The organism is Bacillus cereus group sp. MYBKT14-1, from assembly GCF_051915185.1.
GTDB classification, from domain to species: Bacteria; Bacillota; Bacilli; order Bacillales; family Bacillaceae_G; genus Bacillus_A; species Bacillus_A cereus.
On record NZ_JBQAEF010000005.1, the window covers coordinates 60918 to 87212 of the forward strand.

Sequence of the window (26295 nt, forward strand, 5' to 3'; positions counted from 1 at the left end):
GAGAAATAAAAAATATTTAACACAACAAATTGGTTAACTTTATGAGTTAACCAATTGTTACACAAAAGAAAATTAGGTCCTATAAGCAATAGATGTGTAACTTAAAGTTATAGTGTAAGCGAGATTGGAAATGTTATACGAAAGTAATTCTGTTATAAAGTTTCATTTTACCATAAATAAAAGAGCAGTTAGCCCAGCCTAACTGCTCGATACAGAGGTAATAATCTAGTTATATGCTGAGTTACTGATTTTATTTGTGTAAAACACAAAAGAGCAGCTAACAAAACCTAGCCGCTCTAAACAGTGATGTGTCTCTAGATGTAGTTGTAGTATAAACAGAACGTTGAGTTTTATTCATGGGGGATAGAAATGGGCTTGAAAATAGAATATAGTCCGGCTAGAAAACTAGAGGACACAAATAAAAACCTTTAACTTCCGCTAAAGATAATGATGTTAATGATCTAGTGATGACAGTTCGCGTAAGGACAAGAAGAGGAACGTATAAAAATAGAGTTGTAGAAATAGAAAGAGTGGATTCCTTGTGAGAGAGTAGGGATCCACTTTTTTCTTGCCACTGATAAAGAGACATTATATCTGACTTACATAAATATCCTATTTACTCGAATTTGTCCTTGCTAATGGTACAATTAGATTCATGGAGGGATATTATGGTAAGTTTTTATGTAACACTGTTTCTTATATTTGGTACTACGATATTCTTATTTTTCTTGTCTGGTTCATCAAAAATTAAGGCTAAAAATCTATCATTGATAATGATCTGTTTAGGGATAAATCTACTCACAAGTCCAATAGCTTTATTTATAGGTGTGGTGGCAACAGACTCTCCATATAGTACTACGCTTGATTTTTTTTGAGGATTTCTCTTTATTCAGGGCATACCGCTCCTCCTACTTGCAGCTTTTTTGAAGTTTGCAATAGCAAAGAAAACAAAACAAGTATAGTATAAACTCTATATTTCTTTTAATAATTTAGGGTTATATCTTTTCTGCGTTAGCTGCTTTTAACCATGCTTCGTAGAATTCTATAACTGATGCATACCGTTCTGCCCGATTGTCACTTACAGCACGATACGCTACCTCATATAATTCCTTACTTGCTTCCCATTTTATAAAGGAACGATCTTTTTCACCGCCTAAAAGTGAGAAAGCCATTGCTCCCATATTAAATACATTTGTTCTTTCATCAATTGTTGCGTTTAGTTCAAATTCCTCTGGTGACATAAAACGGGAGGAACCCCATAGCCGACCCATTTTATTTATGTAAGGTTTCTTACTGTATAAATCTATATCACAAATTTTAGTCTCGTTTGTATTAAAATTATATAAAATACTACCGTCATAAAAATCTAATGCTACATAGTTTTTCTTTTCTATATAAGTATGGAAAGAAAAAATGGAATGTAAGGAATGAATTCGTTCTATAGCAGATAAATGTCTAAATTTATAAAATGGTGAGTTTGGATTTTTATATTTTTCAGGAGATGGGAAACGCCAATGCGAATGAAGACACTCACCATCAAACCAATCGAAAATTAATACATATCCAGATTGAACTGGAAAATGATCAATTAATCTTATGAGCGATTTATGCTTTAAATCTTCATAGATAGTAACTGAATTTTTTAGCCTTTCAATAGCATCACCCGTTGTTCCTTCATATGCAATTGTTTGTGCTCCTGCGTATTTGATAAATTTCTTATGCCCATCTTTTTCTACACCAAAACTTATATTACCTGAATCTTGTTGGTCAAAAACTGCAAATACGGTCCCTAATTTAATAAGCCAATCAAAATTATGATATTCTTTTAATTGGAATGTTACGTTATTTAACTGAATTTTCACGTAATTATCTTTCATAGATTACCTCACATTTAATATAATTAAGTTGTACATTCCACTATTCGACATATTTTATGGAAATCCTATGCTAACAATATAAAATTTTATAAATATAATGATAAATATTTATAGAGAGGTGAATACAATGGATCAACAAATTGTTATTAAACCGTATCAAAAAGAATGGGTTGAAGAGTATATAAAAGAAAAAGAGAAATTCTGTTCCTTGTTAGGACAAGAAATAATTGCTGTTGAACATATAGGAAGCACAGCAGTAGAAGGATTAGGAGCTAAACCTCTTATTGATATGATGATTGGCGTAACAGAATTGCAAATAACTGAAAAGTGGATTGAAGTTCTATCGGAAATTGAATATGAGTATGTTCCAAAAGATGCAACGAATTGGCGTTTTTTTAGAAAAGGAAAGTGGAGAGCAGGTACTCATCATTTGCATGTTTATATTTATAATAGTGACGAGTGGAGAAACAATATTTTATTTCGTGACTTTCTAATAAGCAATGAATGGGCACGTAAAGAATATAGAGAATTAAAAGAGATGCTTGCTATTACATATGCTTTTGATCGTGTTTCATATACAAAGGCAAAAGCGCCGTTTATTCGAAAAATATTAGAATTGGCTAGAACTCAATGAATTTATAGATTCTTATCTAACTAGTTTTGAAACCTCTTCCTATACTTTTTATAGGGAGTGGGATTTTTTGTTTTTTCATGACTAAATATATAATTTCTAATTATTGGAGGCAAACTATTTTATTTATTTTGATATTTCTAGTACATTGGAAATATTAAGGGGGAATTAAGCAATGAAAGCTATTGTACATCAATATAAAAAAGGATTAGAGGGATTAGAATATAAATTTTCACCTGAGATAAGTCCTAATGCAGGTGAAGTAAAAGTAAAGTTAAAAGCTGCAGGGTTAAATCATAGGGATTTATTTATTATAAATAATAGAAAAGAAATGGATCTACCATTAGTAATAGGGTCAGATGGCTCAGGAATTGTTACAGAAATAGGAGAAGGAGTTTCAAATATTACACTACATACAGAAGTTATTATTAATCCTAGTATTGAATGGGAACATGCTACTGAAGTACCGGAGTTACCAGAAGTGCTAGGTGGACCGAAAGATGGAACGTTTGCTGAATATGTAATTGTACCAGCAGAAAATGTAGTAGAAAAGCCGTCATATCTTACTTGGGAAGAATCAGGTGTTTTATCTTTATCTGCATTAACTGCATATAGAGCGCTTTTTACAAAAGGTAGATTGAAGTGCGGCGAACACGTTTTAATTCCGGGAATAGGCGGTGGTGTTGCTACATTTGCCATGTTATTCGCGAAAGCAATTGGCGCAAAAGTGAGTGTTACTTCAAGGGTAGAGAATAAAAGGGAACTTGCTAAGAAATATAGTGCAGATATTTCTTTTCATAGTGCTGGAAATTGGGAAGAGAGCTTACAAGGTGAAAAAGTTGATTTAATAATAGATAGTATTGGTCCGGCAACTTTTTTGAAATATTTTGATGTCTTAAAACCAAACGGAAGAATCGTGAATTTTGGTGCAAGCTCAGGCGATAAAATTGAATTACCATTACGCGCGCTATTTTACAATCAAATTGATATTATGGGAACATCCATGGGTAGCCGTGAGGAATTTAATGAGATGATAAAGTTTATAGAAAAACATCAAATTAAACCAATTATTGATAAAGTTTACTCGTTAGAAGAAGCAATTCGAGCACTAAGCCGTATGGAACATGGAGAACAATTCGGAAATATTGTACTTCAAATGAATTAAAAAATATGATTTTGCAATTAGTATATTTAAATGAACATGTTATGTATTTCAAACATGAAAAAAATACGAACCGCTTTATTATAAAGGCTTATTGGCCTTATACATAAATAGCGTATAAAATTTGTTTTATAATTGTCATATGAGTAATAGTAAAATGAGAATTAGATGAAAAAAGTGTAAGTCCATTTTCATAATGGTGTTGTATACTGTGTAAATCAAGAACACTTGTATGTAAGGAGAGAGTTTAATGAATTACACAGTATTCCAGTGGTTTAATAATTTTGCTGATTCATCCAAACTATTAGATACGTTAATGGTTTCTATTACAAATAGCGCTGCATACGTAGCCATTTTATTTATGCTTATCTTATGGTTTAACAATGGAAAGAAAGAGAAGGCAATTAGAAAACAATATACAGTTTTATATACGACGCTTTCGGTTATTATTGCATTAGTAGTAAATGTTCTTATACACGCGGTATATTACCATCCGCGTCCGTTCGTATCACATGATGTACATCAATTAGTACCACATGCAGCAGATTCATCATTCGTTAGTGATCATTCTGTACTTGTATTTTCAATCGCCTTCGTATTTATTCTTAGAGGAGAAAAACTGAAATATATCGCGCTATTATGGGCAGTACTAGTCGGTATATCACGTATGTACGTAGGTGTTCATTATCCTTTAGATATACTTGGTGCAGCATTCTTAACACTTATTACGAGTGCTTTAGTAATGCAAAGTACACGTATGTTTGAACCAATAGCGAAACTTGTATTCAAAATGTATGCATTAGTAGCGAGACGAATTCCTTTCTTAGCGAAATATAACCATATCGCATAATTTTCCTATAAAAAGTTCCCCTTTGGACATCCAGAGGGGAATTTTTTTATAGGAAATACGAAAAGAGTTTAGAGTGCTCTGTAATCAAGTTGTACTAATTAATATTCTGAAATTTCACGCACCGTATTTTAAATATATAAAATAATAACACAAAATAACAACAGTTAGTTTTGCATTGTTTTAAAGGAATTAAAAAGAAAACTTCGAAACATATAGTATCGTAAACAAAAACTACAAATTTTAAAACGGATCTTCGTACGAATCCATTCCAAAAGAGAGGAGATAAGTATGCAAAAACTCCAAACGAATAAAGGCGCTCGATATATGATGATTGCTTTTATTGTTTTGTTTCTTATTATGATTTTGCGTATATTCTATATTCAGGCAGTAGGAGTCGTGCATAATGTGAATGTAAAGGATCTCGCGAATGAACAACATAATAAAAAAGGTGTTTTAGAAGCGAATCGTGGCACTATCTATGATCAAACCGGAAAGGTGTTAGTACAAGATTCTACAACGTATCGAGTTGTTGTGAATTTAAAAGGAAAAGATAAAGTGAAAAATAAAGATGAAACCGCACAACAATTAGCCGATGCGCTTGAAATTGATAAAGAAGAAGTATTAAAAAACTTTCATGAAGGGCGTACGCAAGTTGAAATTGGGAAAATTGGTCGGAACTTATCTAGGGAAAAGAAGGAAAAAATTAATGATTTAAAAATACCAGGTGTATCTTTTATGTCGGAAAAAGCAAGAGTGTATCCGAATGAAGACTTTGCATCCTATATACTTGGTTTTGCTAGACCAGATGATAAAGGGAATACGGAAGGGAAGTTTGGGCTTGAAAAGAGTTTGGATAAATATTTGCGCTCTACAAACGGAAATATAGAATATGTGGGTACACGAAGGGGAATTCCGCTTACAAATGATATAGGTAAAGTAGAACCAGCTAAAAATGGGAATAACGTATATTTAACGCTTGATAAACAAATTAATAGTTTTTTAGAAGAAGCGATGAACAAAGCGCAAGAACATTATGATCCTTCTATGTTAATTGGCATTATTGCTGATCCAAAAACAGGAAAGGTTTTAGCGATGTCTAGTAAACCTAGTTACAATCCTAATGTAGGTGATATTGAATACTTTTTAAATGACCCAATTGCAAATGCATATGAACCAGGCTCAACAATGAAAGTTTTTACGTTAGCAGCTGCCATCAATGAAGGTGTATATAACGGAAAAGAATATTTTCAATCTGGAAAATATTCCGTTGGTTCATCTGATATAAAAGACCATAATGGTGGATTTGGATGGGGATCAATTACATTTGATGAAGGTTTTGAAAGGTCATCAAACGTAGCTTTTTCTATTTTAGAAGATCAGTTACTGAAACCAAATAAATTTAAGCAATATATGAATAAATTTGGATTCAATCAAAAAACAGGAATAGATTTACCTGGAGAAAGTAAAAATACTTTATTATTAAATACGCAAATTCAACAGGTTACAACTTCTTTCGGTCAAGGTTCTACAGTAACTCCGATTCAATTAATCCAAGCGGCTACTGCTATAGCAAATGACGGGAAAATGATGCAACCATATATCGTTGATAAAGTTGTAAATCCAACAAACAAGGAAGTTATTATGGAAAATCAACCGAAAGAAATTGGGAATCCGATAAAAAAAGAAACAGCGGACAAAGTTAGAAGCTTAATGGAGCGTGTTATAACATCTTCAAAAGGAACTGGTACAATGTATAAAGTGGATGGTTATCCAATTGGAGGTAAGACAGGAACAGCACAAATACCGAATCCTGAAAACGGCCGATATATGGAAGGGAAAGAGAATTACATTTTCTCCTTTTTAGGAATGGCTCCAATTGATGATCCGGAGTTAATCGTATACTTAGCTATTAAGCAGCCAAAGTTAAAAGGAGATGAGTATGGAGTTCAGCCTCTTGCTGAAATATTTAAACCTGTTATAAAAAACAGCCTTGAATATTTAAAGGTGAAACCGTATACAGAAAAACAAATAGCTGATGCAGCGAAACAATCTCAATTAAAAGTACAAAATTATGTAAATCAATCGATGGATACAATAGAGAAAAGTGTAGAAAAAGAGAAGCTACAGCCGGTAATTTTAGGAGAAGGAAAAATAATAAAACAATATCCACAGTCTGGCGAGGTAATGAGTGAAGGTGATCGTATATTTTTATTAGGGAATAACGCACAAATGCCAAATGTAAAAGGGTGGTCCATGCGTGATGTTATGTATTTCTCTAAACTTTTGAAATTAGATTTGAAAACTTCTGGTACGGGTTATGTAACGAGTCAAAGTATTGAAAAAGGACAAGATTTACAAGAAGGAGATACACTAGAACTAGAATTAGAACCGCCGTTACAACCGTTAACAGAGGCGAATACGAATTAATCCAGGCATTTGGAAAGAGCTATATGCAAATAGCTCTTTCTTTAGAGTTGCGAGTAATTTCACGCACCGTATTTTTTAGAAAAAATAATAAATAAAAGAACTAACAGTAACACGTTGTTAAATATCTGATTATTGTTTATTTACAGTTAAATGTATATGTGATAATATGGAAAAAATAAATGCAGTGAAGAGAAGAGTAAATAAAATGAATTTTTCACAGAGAGCTCCATGTAGCTGAAAAGGAGTAAAAATTCTTTATTGAACCAAGCCTCTGAGCAGCTCATCGGAACCTATTATTAGGGGATGGTGTGACGGGAGCTCCCGTTATAGAGCTATGGTATAAGCATGAATTAGAATGCAGTACCTGATAAGGTTTAGTATGGTGACATATTAACAAACTAGGGTGGCACCGCGATGATAAATCTCGTCCCTAAGATTAAAAGTCTTGGGGGTGGGATTTTTTTATTGTTGTAAAACAATTTTGAAAGCGGGGGCCAAAAATGAAAAATTTACTTAAAGATTGGAAATATCCTTTATTACTATTGTCCGGAGTTGGTATTGCGAATTTAGGGGCATGGATTTACTTAATAGCACTGAATGTACTTGTCTATAATATGGGTGGCTCAGCCTTAGCTGTTGCTACTTTATATGTAATAAAACCATTAGCCACTTTATTTACAAACGCTTGGTCTGGGAGTATGATTGATCGTTTAAATAAACGGAAATTAATGATTCACCTCGATATATATCGTGCGTTATTTATCGCTATTTTACCTTTACTTCCGTCACTTTGGATTGTTTATGTATTCGTATTCTTTATAAGTATGGCCAGTGCAATTTATGAGCCAACTGCTATGACGTATATGACGAAATTAATTCCAGTAGAGCAAAGACAACGTTTTAACTCATTACGTACTTTAATAGGATCGGGTGCATCATTAATTGGACCAGCAGTAGCGGGGGGATTATTAATTGCAGGTACACCAGAGTTTGCTATATATATGAATGCTATAGCATTTCTCTTATCAGGATTCATTACATTACTTTTACCTAATCTTGATAAGAAAGAAGCTTCGGATACAACAAGTAATACATTATCTCTTACAGTATTAAAAAAAGATTGGACCACTGTTATAAATTTTAGTAGAAAACATGTGTATGTCGTATGTGTGTATTTCTTATTTCAAAGTATGTTCGTATTAGCAACCGCTACTGATTCACTTGAACTATCGTTTGCGAAAGAGGTATTACTACTAACAGATAGTGAATATGGTTTTCTAGTTAGTATAGCTGGTGCAGGATTTATTTTAGGTGCAATAACAAATACAATTTTGTCAAAGAAATTAGCACCTTCATTTCTAATTGGAATAGGATCATTATTCATCGCAATTGGTTATTTAATTTATGCTTTTTCAAATATATTTTTAATAGCTGCTATTGGATTCTTTATTTTATCTTTCTCTATGGCATATGCAAATACAGGATTTTATACGTTTTACCAAAATAACGTTCCCGTTCATATAATGGGACGGATCGGAAGTATATATGGACTTGTTATTGCGTTAGTAACAATCTTTATTACAATATTATCTGGTGTTGCGACTCAGTTCATTTCTATACAACTTGTAGTTATTGTAGGTTCATTGATCATGTTATTTATTACTATCGTCTTGTGTGTGTTTACTTTATTCCCATCACAATCTAAGTTGTATTCTACTGAATCAATAAAGTGAAACTTTAATCAGGGGGGCATCCCCCACTGATTATCAGCCCTCACCAATCGGACTTTTACGGGCAGCAGGGTCCCCACTTAACTTCTTTGCTTTCGCTGAATTTTGAGATGGGGGTCCTACTGCCCACAAATAGCGGAATACATTCGAAATGAACTTTGTGTTCTCATTAACAATTTATCGTATTTAATAAGAGGGTTCTTTCCTCTTTATATGGAAAAATTAATAAGAGGAAAGAACAATACCGAAAGATAAGGGTGGTTGTCGTGATAAAAACAAAAGATGAAATTGATAAAATTGTAAAAGAAATACAAAAGAAAATAGATTTCTCTGGAGTAGTTTTAGTAAAAAAAGAAAAAGATTTAGTCTATGAAACAGCATTGGGTTACGCAAACCAAAGTGAATGTATAAACAATACGATACAAACAAGATTTGGCATTGCCTCAGGATGTAAAATCTTCACTGCAATTGGCATCTGTCAACTTGTTGAAAAAGGTGTTATTTCTTTTCATACAAAATTAAAAGATTGTCTAGAGATAAAACTTCCAAACTTCGATGAAGATATTACAATACATCAACTACTAACGCATAGCTCTGGTATACCAGATTATTTTGATGAAAGTATTATAGATAACTTCGAGGATCTTTGGAAACAAACACCTATGTATCTATTAAAGAGCTTAAAAGACTTTTTACCATTATTCCAAAACAGTAATATGATGTTTGCACCTGGGAGTAAGTTTCACTACAACAACGCAGGTTTTATCATACTTGGATTAATAATAGAAGAACAGACGGGACTTAAATTTACGGAGTATATAGAAACAAACATTTTTAATTCGATTGGCATGAATGATTCTGGCTATTTTTCGTTAGATAAATTACCAAGACATACAGCTCTAGGATATATAAAGGACGAAACCAACCAAAATTGGAGAACAAACGCTTACTCTATACCAATAAAAGGAGGGGCTGATGGAGGTGCATATGTTACTGCACCAGACATGTTGAAATTTTGGGCGGCACTATTTAATAATGAAATTTTAGGAAAGGAATATACAAAGTTACTTTTAACTCCCCACATTCATGTAAATGATAAACAGTCTTACGGATATGGAATATGGATTGAAACACGAGAAAACAAGGTATTCAAATATCATGTAATGGGATATGATCCAGGCGTCAGTTTTCGCTCGGCCATATATCCAGAATTAGGAATCACTTTAGTTATTCCATCGAATAAAGAGGCAGGACCTGAAAAATTAATGACAGAAATAGAAAGAGCTTTTTAATTATATGGATATAAAAGAAGAGATACGAAAATAATTTAAACGGGTTTATGATTGTTTCTGTTCTGAAAAATATTTTAGTTAACGAGGAACCCTTTATTTATTAAATAAGGGGTTTTTGTAATTCTGCACAATTACATATGTTTATATGGATTTTAAAATTGAAAAACATTACTATATAATGGTAGTAATCTGGAATTTATTAATAAATGACATTGAAAATAAATTCATCCTGTGTTTAACGACACTGTGAACGGTAATACTAATTAACATTGAACTTTTACAACAAGGGATGATAATATGATATACATTTACACAGATTTTGGTGGAACACATACTACCTCACTAGCTGCAGCGTATCATTTAAATAAACTACCAACGGATCGTAAGTTAACGAAAGAAGAAATTTTGAATGTAGATTACTTTAATAAATTGAAAACAGAAGATATGGGGAAAATTATTTTTCATGGAATCGATGAACATGGTCATCCTGTATATACGATTGGATGTGGCGCATCAAAAGTTGTTGTACCAGCGATGAAGCATTTAGGAGAAATCTTGCAAAAACATTATCAAAGCCATGAAAAGATTATATTTTCTAACACATCACCAACCGTACCTTTACCAATGACTTTCGGTGGGCTGTTTTCTAGAAGGTTCCATATTGATTTTATTGGCGTACCGTTACTCGTATGGGGAGCAAAAATTTGCTGTGATAATATACAAAGGCTTGTTAGTTATACAAAAGAAGCTAGCCGATTAACGAATGATTATGTTGTAATTTTAGATAATGAAACTTTTAAATAGTATATGATAAAAAGAAAATCGAGCAAATTCCTTGATTTTCTTTTTTATTTGTGAAATAGACAAGAAATAGTCACATTTAATATGCAGCTACTATAGCCAAAACAATAAAGTCCTGTTACTATTACAGGGATATTCTCTTTTCATAACATAAATATATAGAAAAATTAGAAAAGAGGAATTGAATTAAGGGAGGAACAACATGAAGCGTGTTGCTTGGATTACTGATAGTACAACTGCGAGTTTTAAAACAGAAGGAGATAACTTTGTTATCCCAATTGAAGTTATTATTGATGGTGTGTCGTACAAAGATTGTGAAGAAGGTGTGCGTGAACGCGTTTATAATGCTTTGAACGAAGGTAAAACTGTCACTACATCACAGCCTAACATAGGAGAAATGGTAGAGTTATTTTCGAAATGCAAAGAAGAATATGAAGAAGGATTTGCAGTTGCTATTAGCGGAAAAGTAAGTGGAACCTATCAAAATATGAAGTTAGCTGCAGAAATGGCAGGTTTTCCGTTGACGGTATTAGACAGTGAAACAACAAGTTATCCAATGGATGAACTAATTAGAAAAGCGAAATCGTTATACAATGATGGTATGACTTTACAAGATATACACAAAACATTAGTAGATGAAAAAAGAAGACCTTTTCATGTATTTCCAAAGAGTTTAAAAGGTCTATATGCAAGTGGCCGTGTAAAGGGCATTCAATTTTTACTTGGAAGTTTATTAAGTGTGAACTTAATATTAGAAGTAAAAGGTGGAGAGCTTTTACTTGAAAAGAAAGTTCGTAAAATCCAAAAATGTCGAGAATATATTAAAAATGAACTTGAAAAAGAATTACCAAAAGTACTTCACATGTTCCATGCTAACGATAAAGCTGGAGCTGAAGAATGGATTGCAGATATTAGACAAGCATTCCCTGAAATGGATTTCAAATTATATCCTTTACCAATTTCATTTGCGGTTCATGCAGGTGAAGGAACAATAGCAATTAGTTATTAAAGTAAAACCCGTGAATTATTCACGGGTTTTTTTATTTAATTAAAACGAAATGGAATCTCGACATATCTCCATCGAGGTTAGAAATCGATGGTTAAGCTACCTTCATTTAGTTGAAAATGAATTGATTAAAGTGTAAAATTACACTAAATAATACATTAGTTACTTTTTAAGGGGGAGAGAAAGTGAATAAGGAGCATGCAATTGAACTTATTTCAAAGAAAATAAAGTTAATACGCACTGAAAAAAGATATACACAAGATAAAATGGCTGAAGTTCTCGGCATATCAAAAAAAACGCTTGTTCAAATTGAGAAAGGTAGAACGAATGCAGGTTGGACCAACACTGTTGCTATTTGTGCATTGTTTAGAGATAGTGAAGTTTTACAGAATACTTTTGGGGATGATCCATTAGTAGTAATCGAAACAATGGCCCACAATAGCACTAGCAACTTCAAAGAAAAAACATTGGGAGGAAAAGTCTGGTGGAAACAGATTCAAGAAAAAGGGAACTTTCGCTTACAACAAAATCTGATTAGTCAGCATTATCGTATTCTAGACAGACAGGATTACCGTTGGTTTAATTCGTTTGATTTAGAAGAAACGTTAAATCAACTTAATAAATTAGCAACGAATTCAGAACATCAAATAACCAGAACTACAATGAGCGAAAATAAATAGGAGGAAATTATATATGATCATCTTGCATTTTCTTTGGATTTACTTTATGCCAATTTACTGGTTATGTGGATTTATAGGTGGAATCTATTTAATAATTGCAGGTATTAAATATCTTAAATTACTTGTAAGTGTAATGGGATTACTTTGTCTTACCCTTGTCGTGTTACCTATTGTTTGTTGGGGGACAGGGATTAATGCGGAATTTCTACTTACACCCGTTTCCAATTTTTCACTATTCCCTTTAAGTGGGTTAATAGCAGGATTAATTGGATTATGGTCAAAAATTAAAGGCATAAGCAATATGGGATTTACTATTTTTACTTGTGGAGTATTAGGTGCCCTATTCTATTATTTAATGTCTATACCCGATTCACACTATATAGGATAGTTTTTCAAAACTTAGTTTATTTACAAACGATTCATTCAAATTAATAAAAAGAGAGCATGTTTTAATAAATCTTTTAAAATATGCTCTCTTTTATTGTTTCTATGTGTACTGACATCAGTTTTGTATAACATTATTATATAGTAATAGGAAATATAGGTATATGTTTATGAACAAAAAAATAACGATAATGGTTCCTATGTTTTAAATTCGGTATACGCTAGCTAATAATGAAAATAATAGTATCAATTTGTAATGTGTATTCCGTTTTGCACTGTAAATCATTCATATTGAATAATAGAATATTTGCACTAATATTTATACAGCTACAATCTATTTATATATAAGATTATTAGGATTATATTGACAATGAAAGAGAAAACAATAGATGGAAGGGGATGTTTTTTATGTTTAAAAAAACAGCACTAGGGATTTCATCGTTAGCAATCACAGCATTCGTCGGCTTAGGCATGGCAACAGAAGCTTCAGCTGGACCTGCAGCACCACTCACTTCACTAAACGTCGTACAAGTAGAGTCTGAGCTGGGCGGAGTAGAAACAATTAATCAAAACAGCTTTAGCACAACACGTAACCACGGGGGAAAATACTTATATATTACAACGAAAGAGATGGGATACGGTCAAAATCCATTCACTAAAATGAATGGTTCTAATGTAAAAAGTATTGATTCCACTATAATTGGCGGAAGACCAATCGTTGGCTGGTATTATAAATGGGATGCTTCTGGACACCAACAAGGAACTTTTGAGTACCAAAAAACATCTATAAATGCACCATTTAATACAATGCGTACATCAATTTATATCCAATAATTTTGAAAGCGTTCGCACATATAAAATAGTCAAAGAAAAGGCACTCTTAGGAGTGCCTTTTCTTTGACTTGAATCACGTCCATCTATATTTACAATCCCGATTTCATAGCAAGAACACTTCCCATAAAACACTATCCTAAACGTCTATGAAATTAATATGAACGGGTAGTACTAGTCCTCTACAGTTAAAGTACGTAACCTTACATATTCCAACCCAATGAAAAAGGAAAAAAACTGTCGTACTTACGCCACAGTTTTTAATTTATCCATGAACTCATAGTTTAATTTTAAGTTTTTTAGATATATAGGCATAACCGTACTACCTACTACTCTTTTTTAAAATTCAAGATTAAAAAGAGTAGCTAAACTTATATAAGCTTAGCTTGATGGATATGTGGCGGAACTCTAAAATTAATTACATCTTTTTCATAATATAAACAATTTTATATAGGGAGATGAAAGGATTTTTTAAAATAATAAAGAAGTATGTATAAACAAATATATAAATGGTAGTGATTAGGATGAAAATCAGTAAGTTTGCAGAAGTAAATAATGTAAGTGTAGATACGATTAGACATTATATGGATCTCGGACTCGTTATTCCTGAGAAAAAAGGAAGTCACTATTTTTTTGACGAGTATTGTCAAAAGAATATAGAACTTATATTAGAGTACAAATGGATAGGGTTTAGCTTGAATGAAATTAAAGAACTGTTTCTTTATAAAAATTTAGGGAAATCCTTAGACTATGAAAAGGATATTTTTTATCAATCTTTATTTAAAGTAAAATATGAAAAGATTGAACAAGAGATAAAAACCTTAAAGGAACGAAAAGATAAATTAAAGAACACGTTAAATAATTTATCTATAGAAACTGAAATTTCGAGTTCAATTTTAGGGGTAGATTTAAAAGTACTTCATTTATTTAAATGTGTTAAGTGTAACGGAAATTTAATTCTTGAAGATGGGATTATTAATAAGAATCAAATTATTGAAGGAAAGTTAATTTGTAATTGTGGTGAAGAATACGCGATTATTTCAGGGGTTTTAACAGCTGGTAACTCGTTGAAAGCGTATGAAAAGACATCACTTGAAGATTCTATTTCGGATTATATCCATGAAACCGATACTGCTTTTTTGGAAAATGTTCAAAGAGGAGGAGAATGGTCAAAAAAGAAACTAATGCAACTAGATTTAAATGAAAAAATACTACTTGATTTAGGGTCTGGTATTGGGTTCTTTTTACGAAATATTTATGAAGAACTACCGGAAGATTGTTTATATATTGCTGTTGATCGAGATTTGAATAAACTTTTACTTTTAAAAGATGTAATTGAGAGAAGAAATGTGAAAAGAAATATTGTATTTATTTGTGCCGACTTTCTAAACATACCTATTCAGAGTAGTTCTATTGATATTGTAATCGATCAATCAGGTACAAGTAATTATAGTTTTGAACATGAGGAGTTCTTATTGCGCGAATTAAATTCCCTTTTTAAACACAATTGTTATTTATTAAGTTCATTTATTTTATTTAATAAATTTAGTATAAATAGCCAAATTGCACCTAGACTCCGAGGGAATTTTACATCTGCAAAAGTAACGAAAGAAATCCAAAATTTACAGTTTCAATCGATTGATGAAAGCACTTCAAATTATTTGAAAAGAGGCGGAAAGTACGAAGATTTCTTTGTTCAAGGAGAAGAAATTTATACATATTCATTTTTCGGAAAAAGATGGGGTTAACTCCATCTTTTATTTATTTTCCCTTAAAACGTTTCAAATCGTACATATTGCTATTGGGCTGACCCAAGAACTTACAATGTACGTAATACAAAGTTATGCAAGGGGGAAAATGATGGGAAGTTTACGATTACATATAGAAAATAAAAATAGAAACCAAGAACTAAGAAATATTTGTTTATATTCAATTGCAAAAACAGTATCACTATTTGGTAGCTCTATTTATAGTTTCGCATTAGGATTGTATGTATTACAAATAACCGGATCTGCTTTAAATTTCGCGATTACGCTTATTTTAGGAACGATTCCAATGATTGTTATGAATCCATTTGCCGGTGTCATTGCTGATAAGGTTGATAAAAAGAAACTCGTCGTTTGCATGGATGTATTAAGCGGGTGCTTATTAATAACTGTTTATATATTAAGCAACTATTATGGATTAAACTTATTCATTATTTATACTACTACCTTTCTTATGACCGTATTTACAACGTTTTTTGGAATAGGATTAGAGGCCGTAAAACCGAATATGGTTACTAAAGAACGGTTAATGAGTATTAATTCTATAAGTAAAATTATCGATTCTATATCTTTAATTTTAGGGCCTATGTTAGGGGGCATTGTTTTTGCAGTCTTTGATATGAAAACTTTTATAATTATTAACGGTATTTCATTTATCCTTTCGGCTATATCCATATTGTTTATAAACTTTAAATTGTGCGAGCAAAACATAAATGAGGAATGTTCAATTAGAGAAATTAATTTTATTGAAGATATAAAGGAGGGATACTCTTACTTATTGGAGCGGAAAAGCTTAAAAAATACTTTTAGTATTTTAATTTCCCTTAATTTCTTTTTAGGCTTTGCTGTAACCGTTCCGTTGCCATACATTATTAACACAGTTCTCAATCTTAATTCTAAGCAATTTGGTATGATTCAAGGGACTTTTCCGATAGGTATGATAGTTGGTGCAATATTAGTGAAAAAGATAACTGATTGTTATTCTTATCTATTGAAAAAAATAAGTTTTATGTTGGCAATTTTTATGATAGTTTCAGGGATACCTGTTTTATTTAAATCTATTGTAGTAAATAATTTGGTATATGTTACTACGTATTGCATGATTATGTTCTTTTTAGGATTTATGATAGCACAAATTGATATTCCTTTAATGTATTTTATGCAAAATGAGATTCCTGAAGAATATAGAGGAAGAGTTCTTAGTATTGGATTAAGCTTAGGTAAAATAATGCAACCAATAGCACTTGCAATATCAGGACTATTATTAAATTTCATTCCAGCCTACACGCTTCCCATTGCAGGGGGGATTGTATTTTTTACTTTGAATAAAATTTTAGCAAATAAGTTTAATTTAGAAATTCATTCAAAAGATTATAGTGTTTAACGTAACTTAAAAAGCGCAGGATTAGCATCCTGCGCTTTTCTATCGTAATTCAGCGGTTTTTCTAATGACAATCTTATCAATATCATCTTCTTCATCACCAATAAATAATCCGCGTTCTTTTAAATATGCTTCAAAATATAAATCTGCTTCAGCGCGTTCGTCATATGGCTTTACAGAGAGAACGAAACCTAATTTGTTTTGTTCTTCTAAATGAGAAGTGGAGATGTAAGCCGGTACATTATGGCGTAAAAAGAGTTCTTTAACCGGGATAATCATATCTTTCATTAATTTCGTTAGCATACCCATTTCAAACTCGAAATTAAAGCGATCTATACTAGATAAATCAGCGAATACTACACCGATAAAACCTGTATTAAATACTTCTTGATATTCTACATCTTCGTCATGGCCGCCGTAAAAATTCTTTTCGATTAAATAATTTACAAAATAAGCAACGCCATCACTTTGTTCAAATGGTTTCGTTGAAAGAACAAAGCCAATTTTCTTTTGTTTATGTAAATATACACATGACATGTATGCTGAAATGTTATGTTCTTTAAACAAAGCGCTTGTTGCTCCAGAGAGACCATCTAATACGTGATGAACAATTTGAAGTTTTTTACGAGCGAAATAATAGGATTTCTTTTGTAACTCCAATGTATCAATAAAGACAGAGCCGATAAAGCCTGTATTTGAAATAATAGGTGCTTGCTTTTTTCTTCCTCTGCGCTTTAATGGAGCCATTGTTAAAATCATCCCTTCATGTACGTTTGAAATAAAAAAGAACATTTGTTCGTATATTTATATTTTACTATTAAAACGCTATAAAGTAAAGGGTTTTTGATGAAAATATAACAAAAAAGACACCTTATAAAAGGTGCCTTAAACGCTGTAGGGAATAGGGTTTACCCTAACTATTTATATTATGATACAGAAACAATCTCTTCTGTATCTTCTACATCTAAATGACAGTCCATAGTACGAACATCTTGATCTTCATGACTTCCGAAATAAATAGTAATTTTCATATGTATCGCTCCTTTATTCTAGGAATACCTAAAATAATTACTAGTAATGTTAATATTTATTATATACCACTTTTTTCATTCCGACAACGTTATATCATTTTTAATTATTTTAAACTATAGAGCACAATTTAAAGAGGTACTTTTTATAAAAAAAGGTAAATTTCTAATATGTTATATTTAATATAGAGAGATTCGAGTATTACTTTTTATGAAAAGGAGAACTATTGATGAATTATAAACAATTACTACTAGAAAACTTTGCATTTAAAACTTCATATGTTGCGCAATTTGTGCCCGGAATGAGTATAAAAGAAACGAAAGATTATATTGCTGTTGATTGTGGATTACCTGCCGATACATTCAATATCATTACTCTACTGAACAATAATTTAACGGAAGGGGTCGAGAAATTACATAAGGAGGTAGAATACTATAATCAAAAGAAATTTCCAATGAGTGTTTGGTTATGGGATGAGGAGCAAGAGCGGGATATAAAAAGCGGGTTAAATAAAATCGGTTTAAAAGAAACGGAGCAAAATATTGCGATGGTAGCAGACTTAAAAACAATTTCTCCAACAATACACATGCCAGTAAGTTTTACAATTCAACAAGCATCTTCACCTGGACTAATAAAAAAATTTGGAGAAACGTTAGCTAATCTATTCGGCACATCGGAAGAAGGTATACATGTACAAGCATTCTATAATCAAATTTCTAATCTTGATTTATGGAACAGTGAGAATATGAAACTATTTTTAGGATTTTATGAAGGTGAAATCGTAACTGTTGGTTCATTGATATGTTCAAAAGATAGTATTGGTATTTATGACATCGCAACGAAAGAAGAAATGAGAGGACGAGGATTCGGATCTACTATGTTCAATTTCCTTCTGCAAGAAGCACAAAAATTTAAAAATACGTATTGTGTATTACAAGCTTCAACCGATGGAATCAATATTTATAAAAAATCGGGATTTCAAGCTATCGGCAAAATGACTGTATTGGAAAATCGACATTTAATTGAGTAAATCATTCAAGTTAAATTGTCTTTATATAGGAGCTTATAAATCGTTATGAAAAAGATATATCTCGTTACAATAATTTGTGCATTTATAGTAATAAGTATCTTTGTTTTTCAGAAAATAAATGAACATAAGTATACTAAAGCTATGAATCAATCAAATCATATAAAAAATATCGCACATAGAGGTGCTTCTGCGTTCGCGCCTGAACATACAATAGCAGCATATCGATTAGGCCAACAAATGAATGGAGATTATATAGAAATTGATCTCCAAATGACAAAAGATGGACATTTAGTGGCTATGCATGACGAAACCTTAAACCGTACAACAAATGGTACAGGGCTAGTGAAAGAGCATACATTAGAAGAAGTAAAGCAACTAAATGCAGGTTCTTTTTTAAATGAAAAATATCCGAACTTAGCAAAGAAAGAATTTGAAAATGTTAAAGTCCCAACATTAACAGAAATTATTAAAACGTTTGGGCATAATGCGAACTATTATATCGAAACAAAATCACCTAATGAATATCCAGGAATGGAAGAAAAATTATTAGAAATTATTAATCATTATGAAATACAGGATAAAGTTATTATTCAATCGTTTAGTGAAGAAAGTCTACAAAAGATTCATGGCTTAAATAGTAATATATCCTTAGTACAATTATTACCTTATAAAAAAGCAGTTCAATTAACAGAATTAGAGATAGAAAAGTATAAAACGTACTGCATAGGTCTTGGTATGAATTACAAATATATTGATTCAGATTATGTAAAGAAAATAAAGAAAAGCGGATTAGAAGTTCATCCATTTACAGTAGATAATGAAAAAGATATGAAAAAGTTACTTTCATGGGGAGTCGATGGGATGTTTACTAATTATCCGGATCGTTTACATTCAATATTATTGGATTTGAAAAGTCATGAATAAGAAGTGTTATTCATAAAGGAAAAATTTACAAAACCTGCATATTAGGATTATCAATGCAAGAAGGCATGTAGCATATAAAAAGAAAATACCAAAAACCGCAACTTGAAGACTTAGGTTGTGGTTTTTTTATTGCTTCGATTTCAACTTACAAAGTTTGAAGCTAGAAGTGAAAACCTTTTTAGCTGAATTGGCTTCCTATGTATTTGTACTTCGTATCGTTCTAGGTATATGTACAACCCGTGAGACGAGTTTTGCATAGGATAATAGAAAAGGAGATGTTGCATATTGAAATACCACAATAGAAATGTAAGTAATCTGAATAAATTAGCGGATAATACGAAAGCTGCAGCTTTTAAGTGGTATCAGTACTGTATCGACAATGGAATTGAAGTATTAATTTATGAAACAATCCGTACAGTCGAGCAACAACGTGAATATGTTCGTAAAGGAGCATCACAAACGATGCGCTCATATCACTTAGTAGGACAGGCATTAGATTTTGTTCCAATTCAGTCGAATGGTACAGAAGATTGGAATGGCTATAATAAAGAACCGTGGGCTTCAGCAATTCGTTATGCTAAACAAATTGGTTTCGAATGGGGCGGTGACTGGAAAGGATTTGTGGATAGCCCGCATTTGCAATATAACTACAAAGGGTATGGAACGGATACTTTTGGAAAAGGTGCTCAAAACGTAGTGACTCCTCCCACGTCGAATGATAATGTAGGGGTTGCTTATATTAACGGTAGTAATGTAAATTTACGAAAAGGACCTGGTACTGGATATGGCGTTATTCGTCAATTAGGGAAAGGTGAGTCCTACAAAGTATTTGGACAAACAAATGGTTGGTTAAATCTAGGTGGCGATCAGTGGGTTTATAACGATCCATCATACATCCGTTATACGGGAGGAAATGTACCAGCAACTTCACAATCATCAAACGATGGTGTAGGTGTAGTTACTATAATCGCTGATGTATTGCGTGTTCGTACCGGCCCAGGAACAAATTACGGCATTGTGAAAAACGTGTACCAAGGTGAAAAATATCAATCGTTTGGATATAAAGATGGTTGGTATAATGTTGGTGGAAATCAATGGGTTTCTGGTGAATATGTTACGTTTGTAAAGTAAAAATAAGAGCCGTCCTGTTGGGCGGCATTTTATTTTTAATATTCATAGGACGAGCATTCATAATATCATTTGTGATACATAGAGTATAATTTTTCATTCTAATAATCAGAAAGTAATCAAAATGTAATTAATTTCAACTACGCTTTTTATATTTTTTTGATACACTGGCTACGAGGGGGATACCAATTAAGGTCGGTAAAAACCAAAACCATATTGGCGGAAGTAAATTTATAATGGGAATATGGATGCCGATATTTACTAAAAGTGCGGTGACTGCACCTATATAAGAACCTAACATACCTCTAATGTGGTGATGGAGCCAATTTTTCCAACGTTTTTTTCGTGCAAGGTATCCATAAATCGCAAATGAATAAGAGAAGATTGCTACATAAAATAAATATGCGATTTTATCCCAGTTGATAATGGATAATATTATTGCCGTAAGGGTAATGACAACATAGGATGCATGATATATTTCGCCCCATTCGGTATGTTTTCCTTTCTTCTTTTGGGCAACCATCGCTACAATACCAGTGATTAAGCATATTGTTCCAAATAGGATGTGTATGGTTAAAAGAATGTTAAAAATGCTCATAATAATTCCTCCTTTTTTATTTTTATAGTATTGCAGTATAGGAGAAAAGTTGAAAAATATAGTTAGTTCGGCTTAATATATTGAAATAAAGGTACTCCTAGAACAAAACCCAATGATTTAAATATTTAGTGAGATGATTATTATGTTAAATGAAGGAGAGACTTCTATGTTTACATCTATTACATATTTACAATCTGGCAATGAGAAACAACAAAAAATATATGATGTTTTGAATAGCCTAAACATAATGGAGGATTTAGCTTTATATAATCCCGTTCTTTGCGGGACAATCCCTATAAGAATTGATACTCCTCAATCTGACTTAGATATTGTAATGGAAGTATATAATTTTGATGTTTTTGAGCAGGAAATGAGATCTTTATATGGTTCTTATGGAGGGTTCAACATAAAAAAGAAAAAAATTAAAGGTACTGAATCGATAAAGGTGAATTTTGAATTCGAAGGTTTTGAATTTGAATTATTTGCTCAACCGAAGCCAGTGCGTAATCAAAATGCATATAGACACATGATAGTGGAGCACATGCTATTAATGCAGCATCCCCATATAAGGGAAGAAGTTATTCGCTTAAAGGAACAAGGTTTAAAAACAGAACCTGCTTTTGCTCAAGTATTAAATATTGACGGAGATCCTTATGAAGAGCTTATTTTATTAGGGCAGGAAATGAAATTGTGGTAAATAAGATACATAAAAAAATCCTCCAAAAACAAAAGAGGATTTTTTTTATGCCGTTAACTTCCGAATTAATTCACTGAGCAATTTAATTCCGTTAGTCATTTGTTCTGGAGTAGCATATCCATATGATAAACGAATGTACTGATCTGATTCTTCTTCATAAATACGTCCCGGATTTAAAAGAATTCCTTTTGATAGTGCCTCTGAAAATAGTTTTTTCATCGGAATGTTATGTATAACCTTTAGCCATATAAAAAATCCACCACTAGGAATATCCCATGATGCAATATCTGCACAATATTTATTTAAAGCTCGTATCATTATTTGTCTTCGTTCTTTCAGGTGCATTCTTACGTTTGCTACATGTTCTTCATAAAAACCTTCATTTATCCATTCAGCAGCTACTCTTTGAGATAAAGAGCTGGATCCATAGTCTGTTTGCATTTTTATATCTGACAATCTATCAATAACAGGTTCTGGTCCGATTATCCATCCAATTCTAAGTCCTGGGCTAAGTGTTTTAGAGAGACTACCAATATATAATACATGTCCATGTTTATCCATCGACTTTAAAGGAGCTGGAGGTGATTCATCAAGCCATAACTCTCGGTATATATCATCCTCGATGATAGGCAATTGCTCTTTTTCACATATTTTTAATATTTCTTTTCTTCGCTCTTTGGACATCAATATCCCCGTTGGATTTTGAAAACAAGGGATTGAATATAAAATATTATTCTTTTGACTATATTTAATTCGTTTTAATAAGTCGTTAGGTAAAATACCGTGATGATCCATTGATATACCGGATAAATTTATATTTGCTGATTGAAAAACATGAAGTGAATATAAGTAAGAAGGTTGTTCAAGTAAAACAGTTGATTTTCTATGTAAAAGACCAATCGATATTAATTGTAATGCTTGGAGTGCACCAGAGACTATTAATATAGAATCCGGTGATGCATGTATTCCAAATGATCTTACATATTTGCTTATTGCTTCACGTAACGGATAAATACCTTTTTGTTCTTCGTATCCGAAATAATCTAATTCCTCACTGACGTTTTTTATTATAGATTGCATAGTTTCGAGTGGGAAAAGATGAGGTGCAAGTTCACCTTTACTAAGATGGATAAGCGTTTTATTTGCTTCTGCTTCATTTATTTCTCGCACCATTAACTTACTTGGTTTATGAATACCGGCTTTTACATATTCACTCCAATCGGGCGGAGGATTAGTTGCTAATAATGACCATGTATTATTTGTTACAATTGTTCCTGCTCCGATTTGTCCTTGAATTAAACCATCTGCTATAAGTTCATCTAGCGCAGTAATTACAGTACTTCGATTTACATGAAATAATTTTGCTAACTGCCGCTGACTAGGGATTTTACTTCCAATTGGCCATTCTCCGTTTTCAATTTTTTCTTTCATATAGTCTATTATCTGCTGATATTTGGGCACTTTTTTATCGGTCGTCATATAAAAAACTCCTTCGTTTATTTAAAAGATTCAAAGTGGTTGGTTTTTCCGATAAATAACTGGTTGAAGACATTGTATCAACTATTAAATATGATGAAAAGAAATAATTGGTAATTTAAAAATGGTTGGTTTTTTAGGGAAGGAGAGAAAATATGCATAATAAAAAATGGGATTTACGCATTATATGTGCTCACGCTTTTACAATTCTTATATGGGGAACTGCTTTTCCAGCAATTCGTATGGGGCTTGAATCTTATACGCCTGAACACCTTACTTTACTACGCTTATTAATCGCCTCATTTATACTTTTGTTATTTTCATTTATATACAAACTACGACTACCGGATTTAAAGGATATCCCAGCAATTTTTATATTTGGTGCTTTAGGGTTTACTATTTATCACATCGCATTAAATTACGGCGAAAAAACAGTAAATGCTGGATCTGCAAGTTTAATAATTTCAGTCACTCCAATAGTAACGGCAATTCTTGCTTCTGTTTTTTTGAATGAAAAAATGAAATTAAATGGCTGGATCGGTGGTGTCATGAGTTTTGCAGGAATTGCCTTAATTTCATTTAGCCAGGGCGATGCTATTCAATTGAATAGCGGGGGATTATTTATATTATTAGCGGCGATTTCAGAAAGTCTATTTTTCGTTTTCCAAACATCTTACTTAAAAAAATACGGCTTCTTACCATTTACCATATATACAATTTTGTCTAGTACTGTATGTATGCTTATTTTCTTACCCGGAGTTTATCAAGAAATACTAGCAGCTCCTCTTGAAGTTAACTTGAGCGTTATATATTTAGGTGTCTTTCCAACAGTACTCCCGTATATTGCATTGGCCTATATTATATCTCGTGCTGGTGCTTCTGAAGCAACAAGTTCTCTATATTTAACGCCAATAACTGCGTGTTTCATTGCTTGGATATGGTTAGGAGAAGTTCCAACTTTAGTTTCGATAATTGGCGGAGGAATTACTATACTTGGAATTGTGATTGCTCATATACCGGTATTAAGAAAAGAAAAACATAGGAATTTAGCAAATAATCAATCCGTATAATGTAATTCAATAATAATTTTATGATACTTTTTTATATAGTTTCTTTCTTATGTTGATAAATATAATATTTTGTATTTCAGTTAAATATTGTATGTTACATTTTATGTAGTAAGCATTTTAAAAGGAGCTGACAACATAATGAATGGAAAAAGAAATATTTTTACATGTATTTCTATTGTAGGAATCGGACTAGCTAGTTTTTCTAATTCTAGTTTCGCAGCAAGTGTAACGGACAATTCAATACAAAATTCTATTCCCGTAGTTAATCAACAAGTAGCTGCTGCAAAGGAAATGAAACCATTTCCCCAGCAAGTTAATTATGCAGGTGTTATAAAACCGAATCATGTTACACAGGAAAGTTTAAATGCTTCTGTAAGAAGTTACTACGATAATTGGAAAAAGAAATATTTGAAAAATGATTTATCTTCTTTACCTGGTGGTTATTACGTAAAAGGAGAGATTACAGGTGATGCGGATGGGTTTAAGCCACTTGGAACTTCAGAAGGTCAAGGGTATGGGATGATAATTACAGTATTAATGGCTGGTTATGATTCGAATGCTCAAAAAATATATGACGGATTATTTAAAACAGCAAGAACTTTTAAAAGCTCTCAAAATCCTAATTTAATGGGATGGGTTGTCGCAGATAGTAAAAAAGCACAAGGTCATTTTGATTCTGCTACTGATGGAGATTTAGATATTGCGTATTCTCTTCTTCTTGCTCATAAGCAGTGGGGATCTAATGGAACAGTTAATTATTTGAAAGAAGCACAAGACATGATTACAAAAGGTATTAAAGCTAGTAATGTTACAAATAATAACCGACTAAATTTAGGAGATTGGGATTCTAAAAGTTCACTTGATACGAGACCATCTGATTGGATGATGTCACACCTTAGAGCATTTTATGAATTTACAGGTGATAAAACTTGGCTTACTGTTATTAATAATTTGTACGATGTTTATACGCAATTTAGTAATAAGTACTCTCCAAATACAGGACTTATTTCAGATTTCGTTGTAAAAAACCCACCACAACCCGCACCTAAAGACTTCTTAGATGAGTCAGAATATACAAATGCATATTATTATAATGCTAGTCGAGTACCTTTAAGAATTGTAATGGACTATGCGATGTACGGCGAGAAGCGAAGTAAAGTCATTTCTGATAAAGTCTCTTCATGGGTTCAAAATAAAACGAATGGAAATCCTTCTAAAATTGTGGATGGTTATCAATTAAATGGATCCAATATTGGTAGTTATCCAACTGCTGTATTTGTTTCACCGTTTATTGCTGCAAGTATAACGAGTAGCAATAATCAAAAGTGGGTAAATAGTGGTTGGGATTGGATGAAGAATAAGAGAGAAAGTTATTTTAGTGATAGTTATAATTTATTAACTATGTTATTTATTACAGGAAATTGGTGGAAGCCTGTACCTGATGATAAAAAAACACAAAATCTAACAAATGATGCGATTTATGAAGGATACGATAATTAATTAAATTTGAGAATGGTTACTGAAG

The 26295-nt window shown here is 32.1% G+C and carries 23 protein-coding genes, 1 pseudogene and 1 other annotated feature; of the genes and pseudogenes, 20 read left to right on the forward strand and 4 right to left on the reverse strand.

All coding sequences use genetic code 11. The features are described 5' to 3' along the window. Positions 1 to 668 precede the first annotated feature (668 nt). Positions 669 to 962, forward strand: a pseudogene (locus ACTFO4_RS14595) (hypothetical protein). Between the two features lie 33 nt (positions 963 to 995). Here ACTFO4_RS14595 and ACTFO4_RS14600 read toward each other — a convergent pair. Continuing rightward, entirely contained in the window at positions 996 to 1877 is an 882-nt protein-coding gene (locus ACTFO4_RS14600) for a protein kinase domain-containing protein (protein ID WP_078421647.1), read from the reverse strand. Positions 1878 to 2004: 127 nt separating this feature from the next. On the opposite strand from ACTFO4_RS14600, the gene ACTFO4_RS14605 reads away from it, so the two are divergent. The 13 genes from ACTFO4_RS14605 (at position 2005) to ACTFO4_RS14665 (ending at position 16821) form a co-directional block, all read left to right on the forward strand. Beyond that, positions 2005 to 2511 carry a GrpB family protein gene (locus tag ACTFO4_RS14605; protein ID WP_000372696.1) on the forward strand — a complete coding sequence of 169 codons (507 nt, stop codon included), beginning with the start codon at positions 2005 to 2007 and terminating at the stop codon, positions 2509 to 2511. A gap of 172 nt (positions 2512 to 2683) precedes the next feature. Continuing rightward, positions 2684 to 3673, forward strand: a complete 990-nt coding sequence (locus ACTFO4_RS14610; RefSeq protein ID WP_078421646.1) for a zinc-binding dehydrogenase — start codon at positions 2684 to 2686, stop codon at positions 3671 to 3673. A gap of 247 nt (positions 3674 to 3920) precedes the next feature. Continuing rightward, complete coding sequence (locus ACTFO4_RS14615; RefSeq protein ID WP_061457285.1) at positions 3921 to 4520, forward strand: undecaprenyl-diphosphatase; 600 nt, start codon at positions 3921 to 3923, stop codon at positions 4518 to 4520. Between the two features lie 288 nt (positions 4521 to 4808). Then, entirely contained in the window at positions 4809 to 6947 is a 2139-nt protein-coding gene (locus tag ACTFO4_RS14620; RefSeq protein WP_440013818.1) for a penicillin-binding protein, read from the forward strand. A gap of 175 nt (positions 6948 to 7122) precedes the next feature. Beyond that, positions 7123 to 7382 (forward strand) — a binding site (T-box leader). 65 nt (positions 7383 to 7447) lie between these two features. Beyond that, positions 7448 to 8680 carry an MFS transporter gene (locus tag ACTFO4_RS14625; RefSeq protein WP_078421644.1) on the forward strand — a complete coding sequence of 411 codons (1233 nt, stop codon included), beginning with the start codon at positions 7448 to 7450 and terminating at the stop codon, positions 8678 to 8680. A gap of 263 nt (positions 8681 to 8943) precedes the next feature. Beyond that, positions 8944 to 9969, forward strand: coding sequence for a serine hydrolase domain-containing protein (locus ACTFO4_RS14630; protein ID WP_103622035.1), 1026 nt, complete (start codon positions 8944 to 8946; stop codon positions 9967 to 9969). A 297-nt stretch (positions 9970 to 10266) separates the two neighbouring features. Then, entirely contained in the window at positions 10267 to 10773 is a 507-nt protein-coding gene (locus ACTFO4_RS14635) for a DUF3189 family protein (RefSeq protein ID WP_061457288.1), read from the forward strand. Positions 10774 to 10972: 199 nt separating this feature from the next. Continuing rightward, a complete protein-coding gene (locus ACTFO4_RS14640; protein WP_000831930.1) occupies positions 10973 to 11779 on the forward strand; it encodes a DegV family protein in 807 nt (268 codons plus the stop codon). 182 nt (positions 11780 to 11961) lie between these two features. Continuing rightward, positions 11962 to 12456, forward strand: coding sequence for a helix-turn-helix transcriptional regulator (locus ACTFO4_RS14645; protein ID WP_001031004.1), 495 nt, complete (start codon positions 11962 to 11964; stop codon positions 12454 to 12456). A gap of 13 nt (positions 12457 to 12469) precedes the next feature. Beyond that, positions 12470 to 12844, forward strand: coding sequence for a hypothetical protein (locus ACTFO4_RS14650; protein WP_000584707.1), 375 nt, complete (start codon positions 12470 to 12472; stop codon positions 12842 to 12844). Between the two features lie 404 nt (positions 12845 to 13248). Then, the gene (locus tag ACTFO4_RS14655) at positions 13249 to 13674 is read left to right on the forward strand and encodes a DUF4879 domain-containing protein (RefSeq protein ID WP_440013822.1); all 426 of its coding nucleotides are present in this window, start codon (positions 13249 to 13251) and stop codon (positions 13672 to 13674) included. Between the two features lie 521 nt (positions 13675 to 14195). Further along, the gene (locus ACTFO4_RS14660; RefSeq protein WP_440013823.1) at positions 14196 to 15419 is read left to right on the forward strand and encodes a methyltransferase domain-containing protein; all 1224 of its coding nucleotides are present in this window, start codon (positions 14196 to 14198) and stop codon (positions 15417 to 15419) included. Between the two features lie 112 nt (positions 15420 to 15531). Then, positions 15532 to 16821 (forward strand): MFS transporter, encoded by a 1290-nt coding sequence (locus ACTFO4_RS14665; RefSeq protein WP_440013825.1) that lies wholly within the window; start codon positions 15532 to 15534, stop codon positions 16819 to 16821. A gap of 39 nt (positions 16822 to 16860) precedes the next feature. Here the strand turns inward: ACTFO4_RS14665 and ACTFO4_RS14670 are convergent, their stop codons facing one another. After that, entirely contained in the window at positions 16861 to 17565 is a 705-nt protein-coding gene (locus tag ACTFO4_RS14670; protein ID WP_000035355.1) for a hypothetical protein, read from the reverse strand. Positions 17566 to 18076: 511 nt separating this feature from the next. Here ACTFO4_RS14670 and ACTFO4_RS14675 point away from each other — a divergent pair. The 3 genes from ACTFO4_RS14675 to ACTFO4_RS14685 all read left to right on the forward strand — a co-directional run bounded on the left by ACTFO4_RS14675 (position 18077) and on the right by ACTFO4_RS14685 (position 20932). After that, positions 18077 to 18877 carry a GNAT family N-acetyltransferase gene (locus ACTFO4_RS14675; protein WP_061457293.1) on the forward strand — a complete coding sequence of 267 codons (801 nt, stop codon included), beginning with the start codon at positions 18077 to 18079 and terminating at the stop codon, positions 18875 to 18877. A 45-nt stretch (positions 18878 to 18922) separates the two neighbouring features. After that, positions 18923 to 19801: a glycerophosphodiester phosphodiesterase gene (locus ACTFO4_RS14680; protein WP_061457294.1), complete on the forward strand. Its 879-nt coding sequence runs from the start codon at positions 18923 to 18925 to the stop codon at positions 19799 to 19801. Between the two features lie 285 nt (positions 19802 to 20086). Next, the gene (locus ACTFO4_RS14685; protein ID WP_000873738.1) at positions 20087 to 20932 is read left to right on the forward strand and encodes an SH3 domain-containing protein; all 846 of its coding nucleotides are present in this window, start codon (positions 20087 to 20089) and stop codon (positions 20930 to 20932) included. 133 nt (positions 20933 to 21065) lie between these two features. On the opposite strand, the gene ACTFO4_RS14690 is transcribed toward ACTFO4_RS14685, so the two are convergent. After that, positions 21066 to 21527, reverse strand: a complete 462-nt coding sequence (locus ACTFO4_RS14690) for a DUF2306 domain-containing protein (protein ID WP_000021743.1) — start codon at positions 21525 to 21527, stop codon at positions 21066 to 21068. Between the two features lie 166 nt (positions 21528 to 21693). On the opposite strand from ACTFO4_RS14690, the gene ACTFO4_RS14695 reads away from it, so the two are divergent. Beyond that, positions 21694 to 22224, forward strand: a complete 531-nt coding sequence (locus tag ACTFO4_RS14695) for a DUF4269 domain-containing protein (RefSeq protein WP_000495197.1) — start codon at positions 21694 to 21696, stop codon at positions 22222 to 22224. Between the two features lie 45 nt (positions 22225 to 22269). Here the strand turns inward: ACTFO4_RS14695 and norG are convergent, their stop codons facing one another. Beyond that, a complete protein-coding gene (norG, locus tag ACTFO4_RS14700; RefSeq protein WP_000205593.1) occupies positions 22270 to 23703 on the reverse strand; it encodes an efflux pump transcription regulator NorG in 1434 nt (477 codons plus the stop codon). A 152-nt stretch (positions 23704 to 23855) separates the two neighbouring features. Between norG and ACTFO4_RS14705 the strand changes: the two genes are divergently transcribed. Further along, complete coding sequence (locus tag ACTFO4_RS14705) at positions 23856 to 24770, forward strand: DMT family transporter (protein ID WP_000551620.1); 915 nt, start codon at positions 23856 to 23858, stop codon at positions 24768 to 24770. Positions 24771 to 24908: 138 nt separating this feature from the next. Next, the gene (locus tag ACTFO4_RS14710; protein WP_017673334.1) at positions 24909 to 26270 is read left to right on the forward strand and encodes a glycosyl hydrolase family 8; all 1362 of its coding nucleotides are present in this window, start codon (positions 24909 to 24911) and stop codon (positions 26268 to 26270) included. Positions 26271 to 26295: the final 25 nt, after the last annotated feature.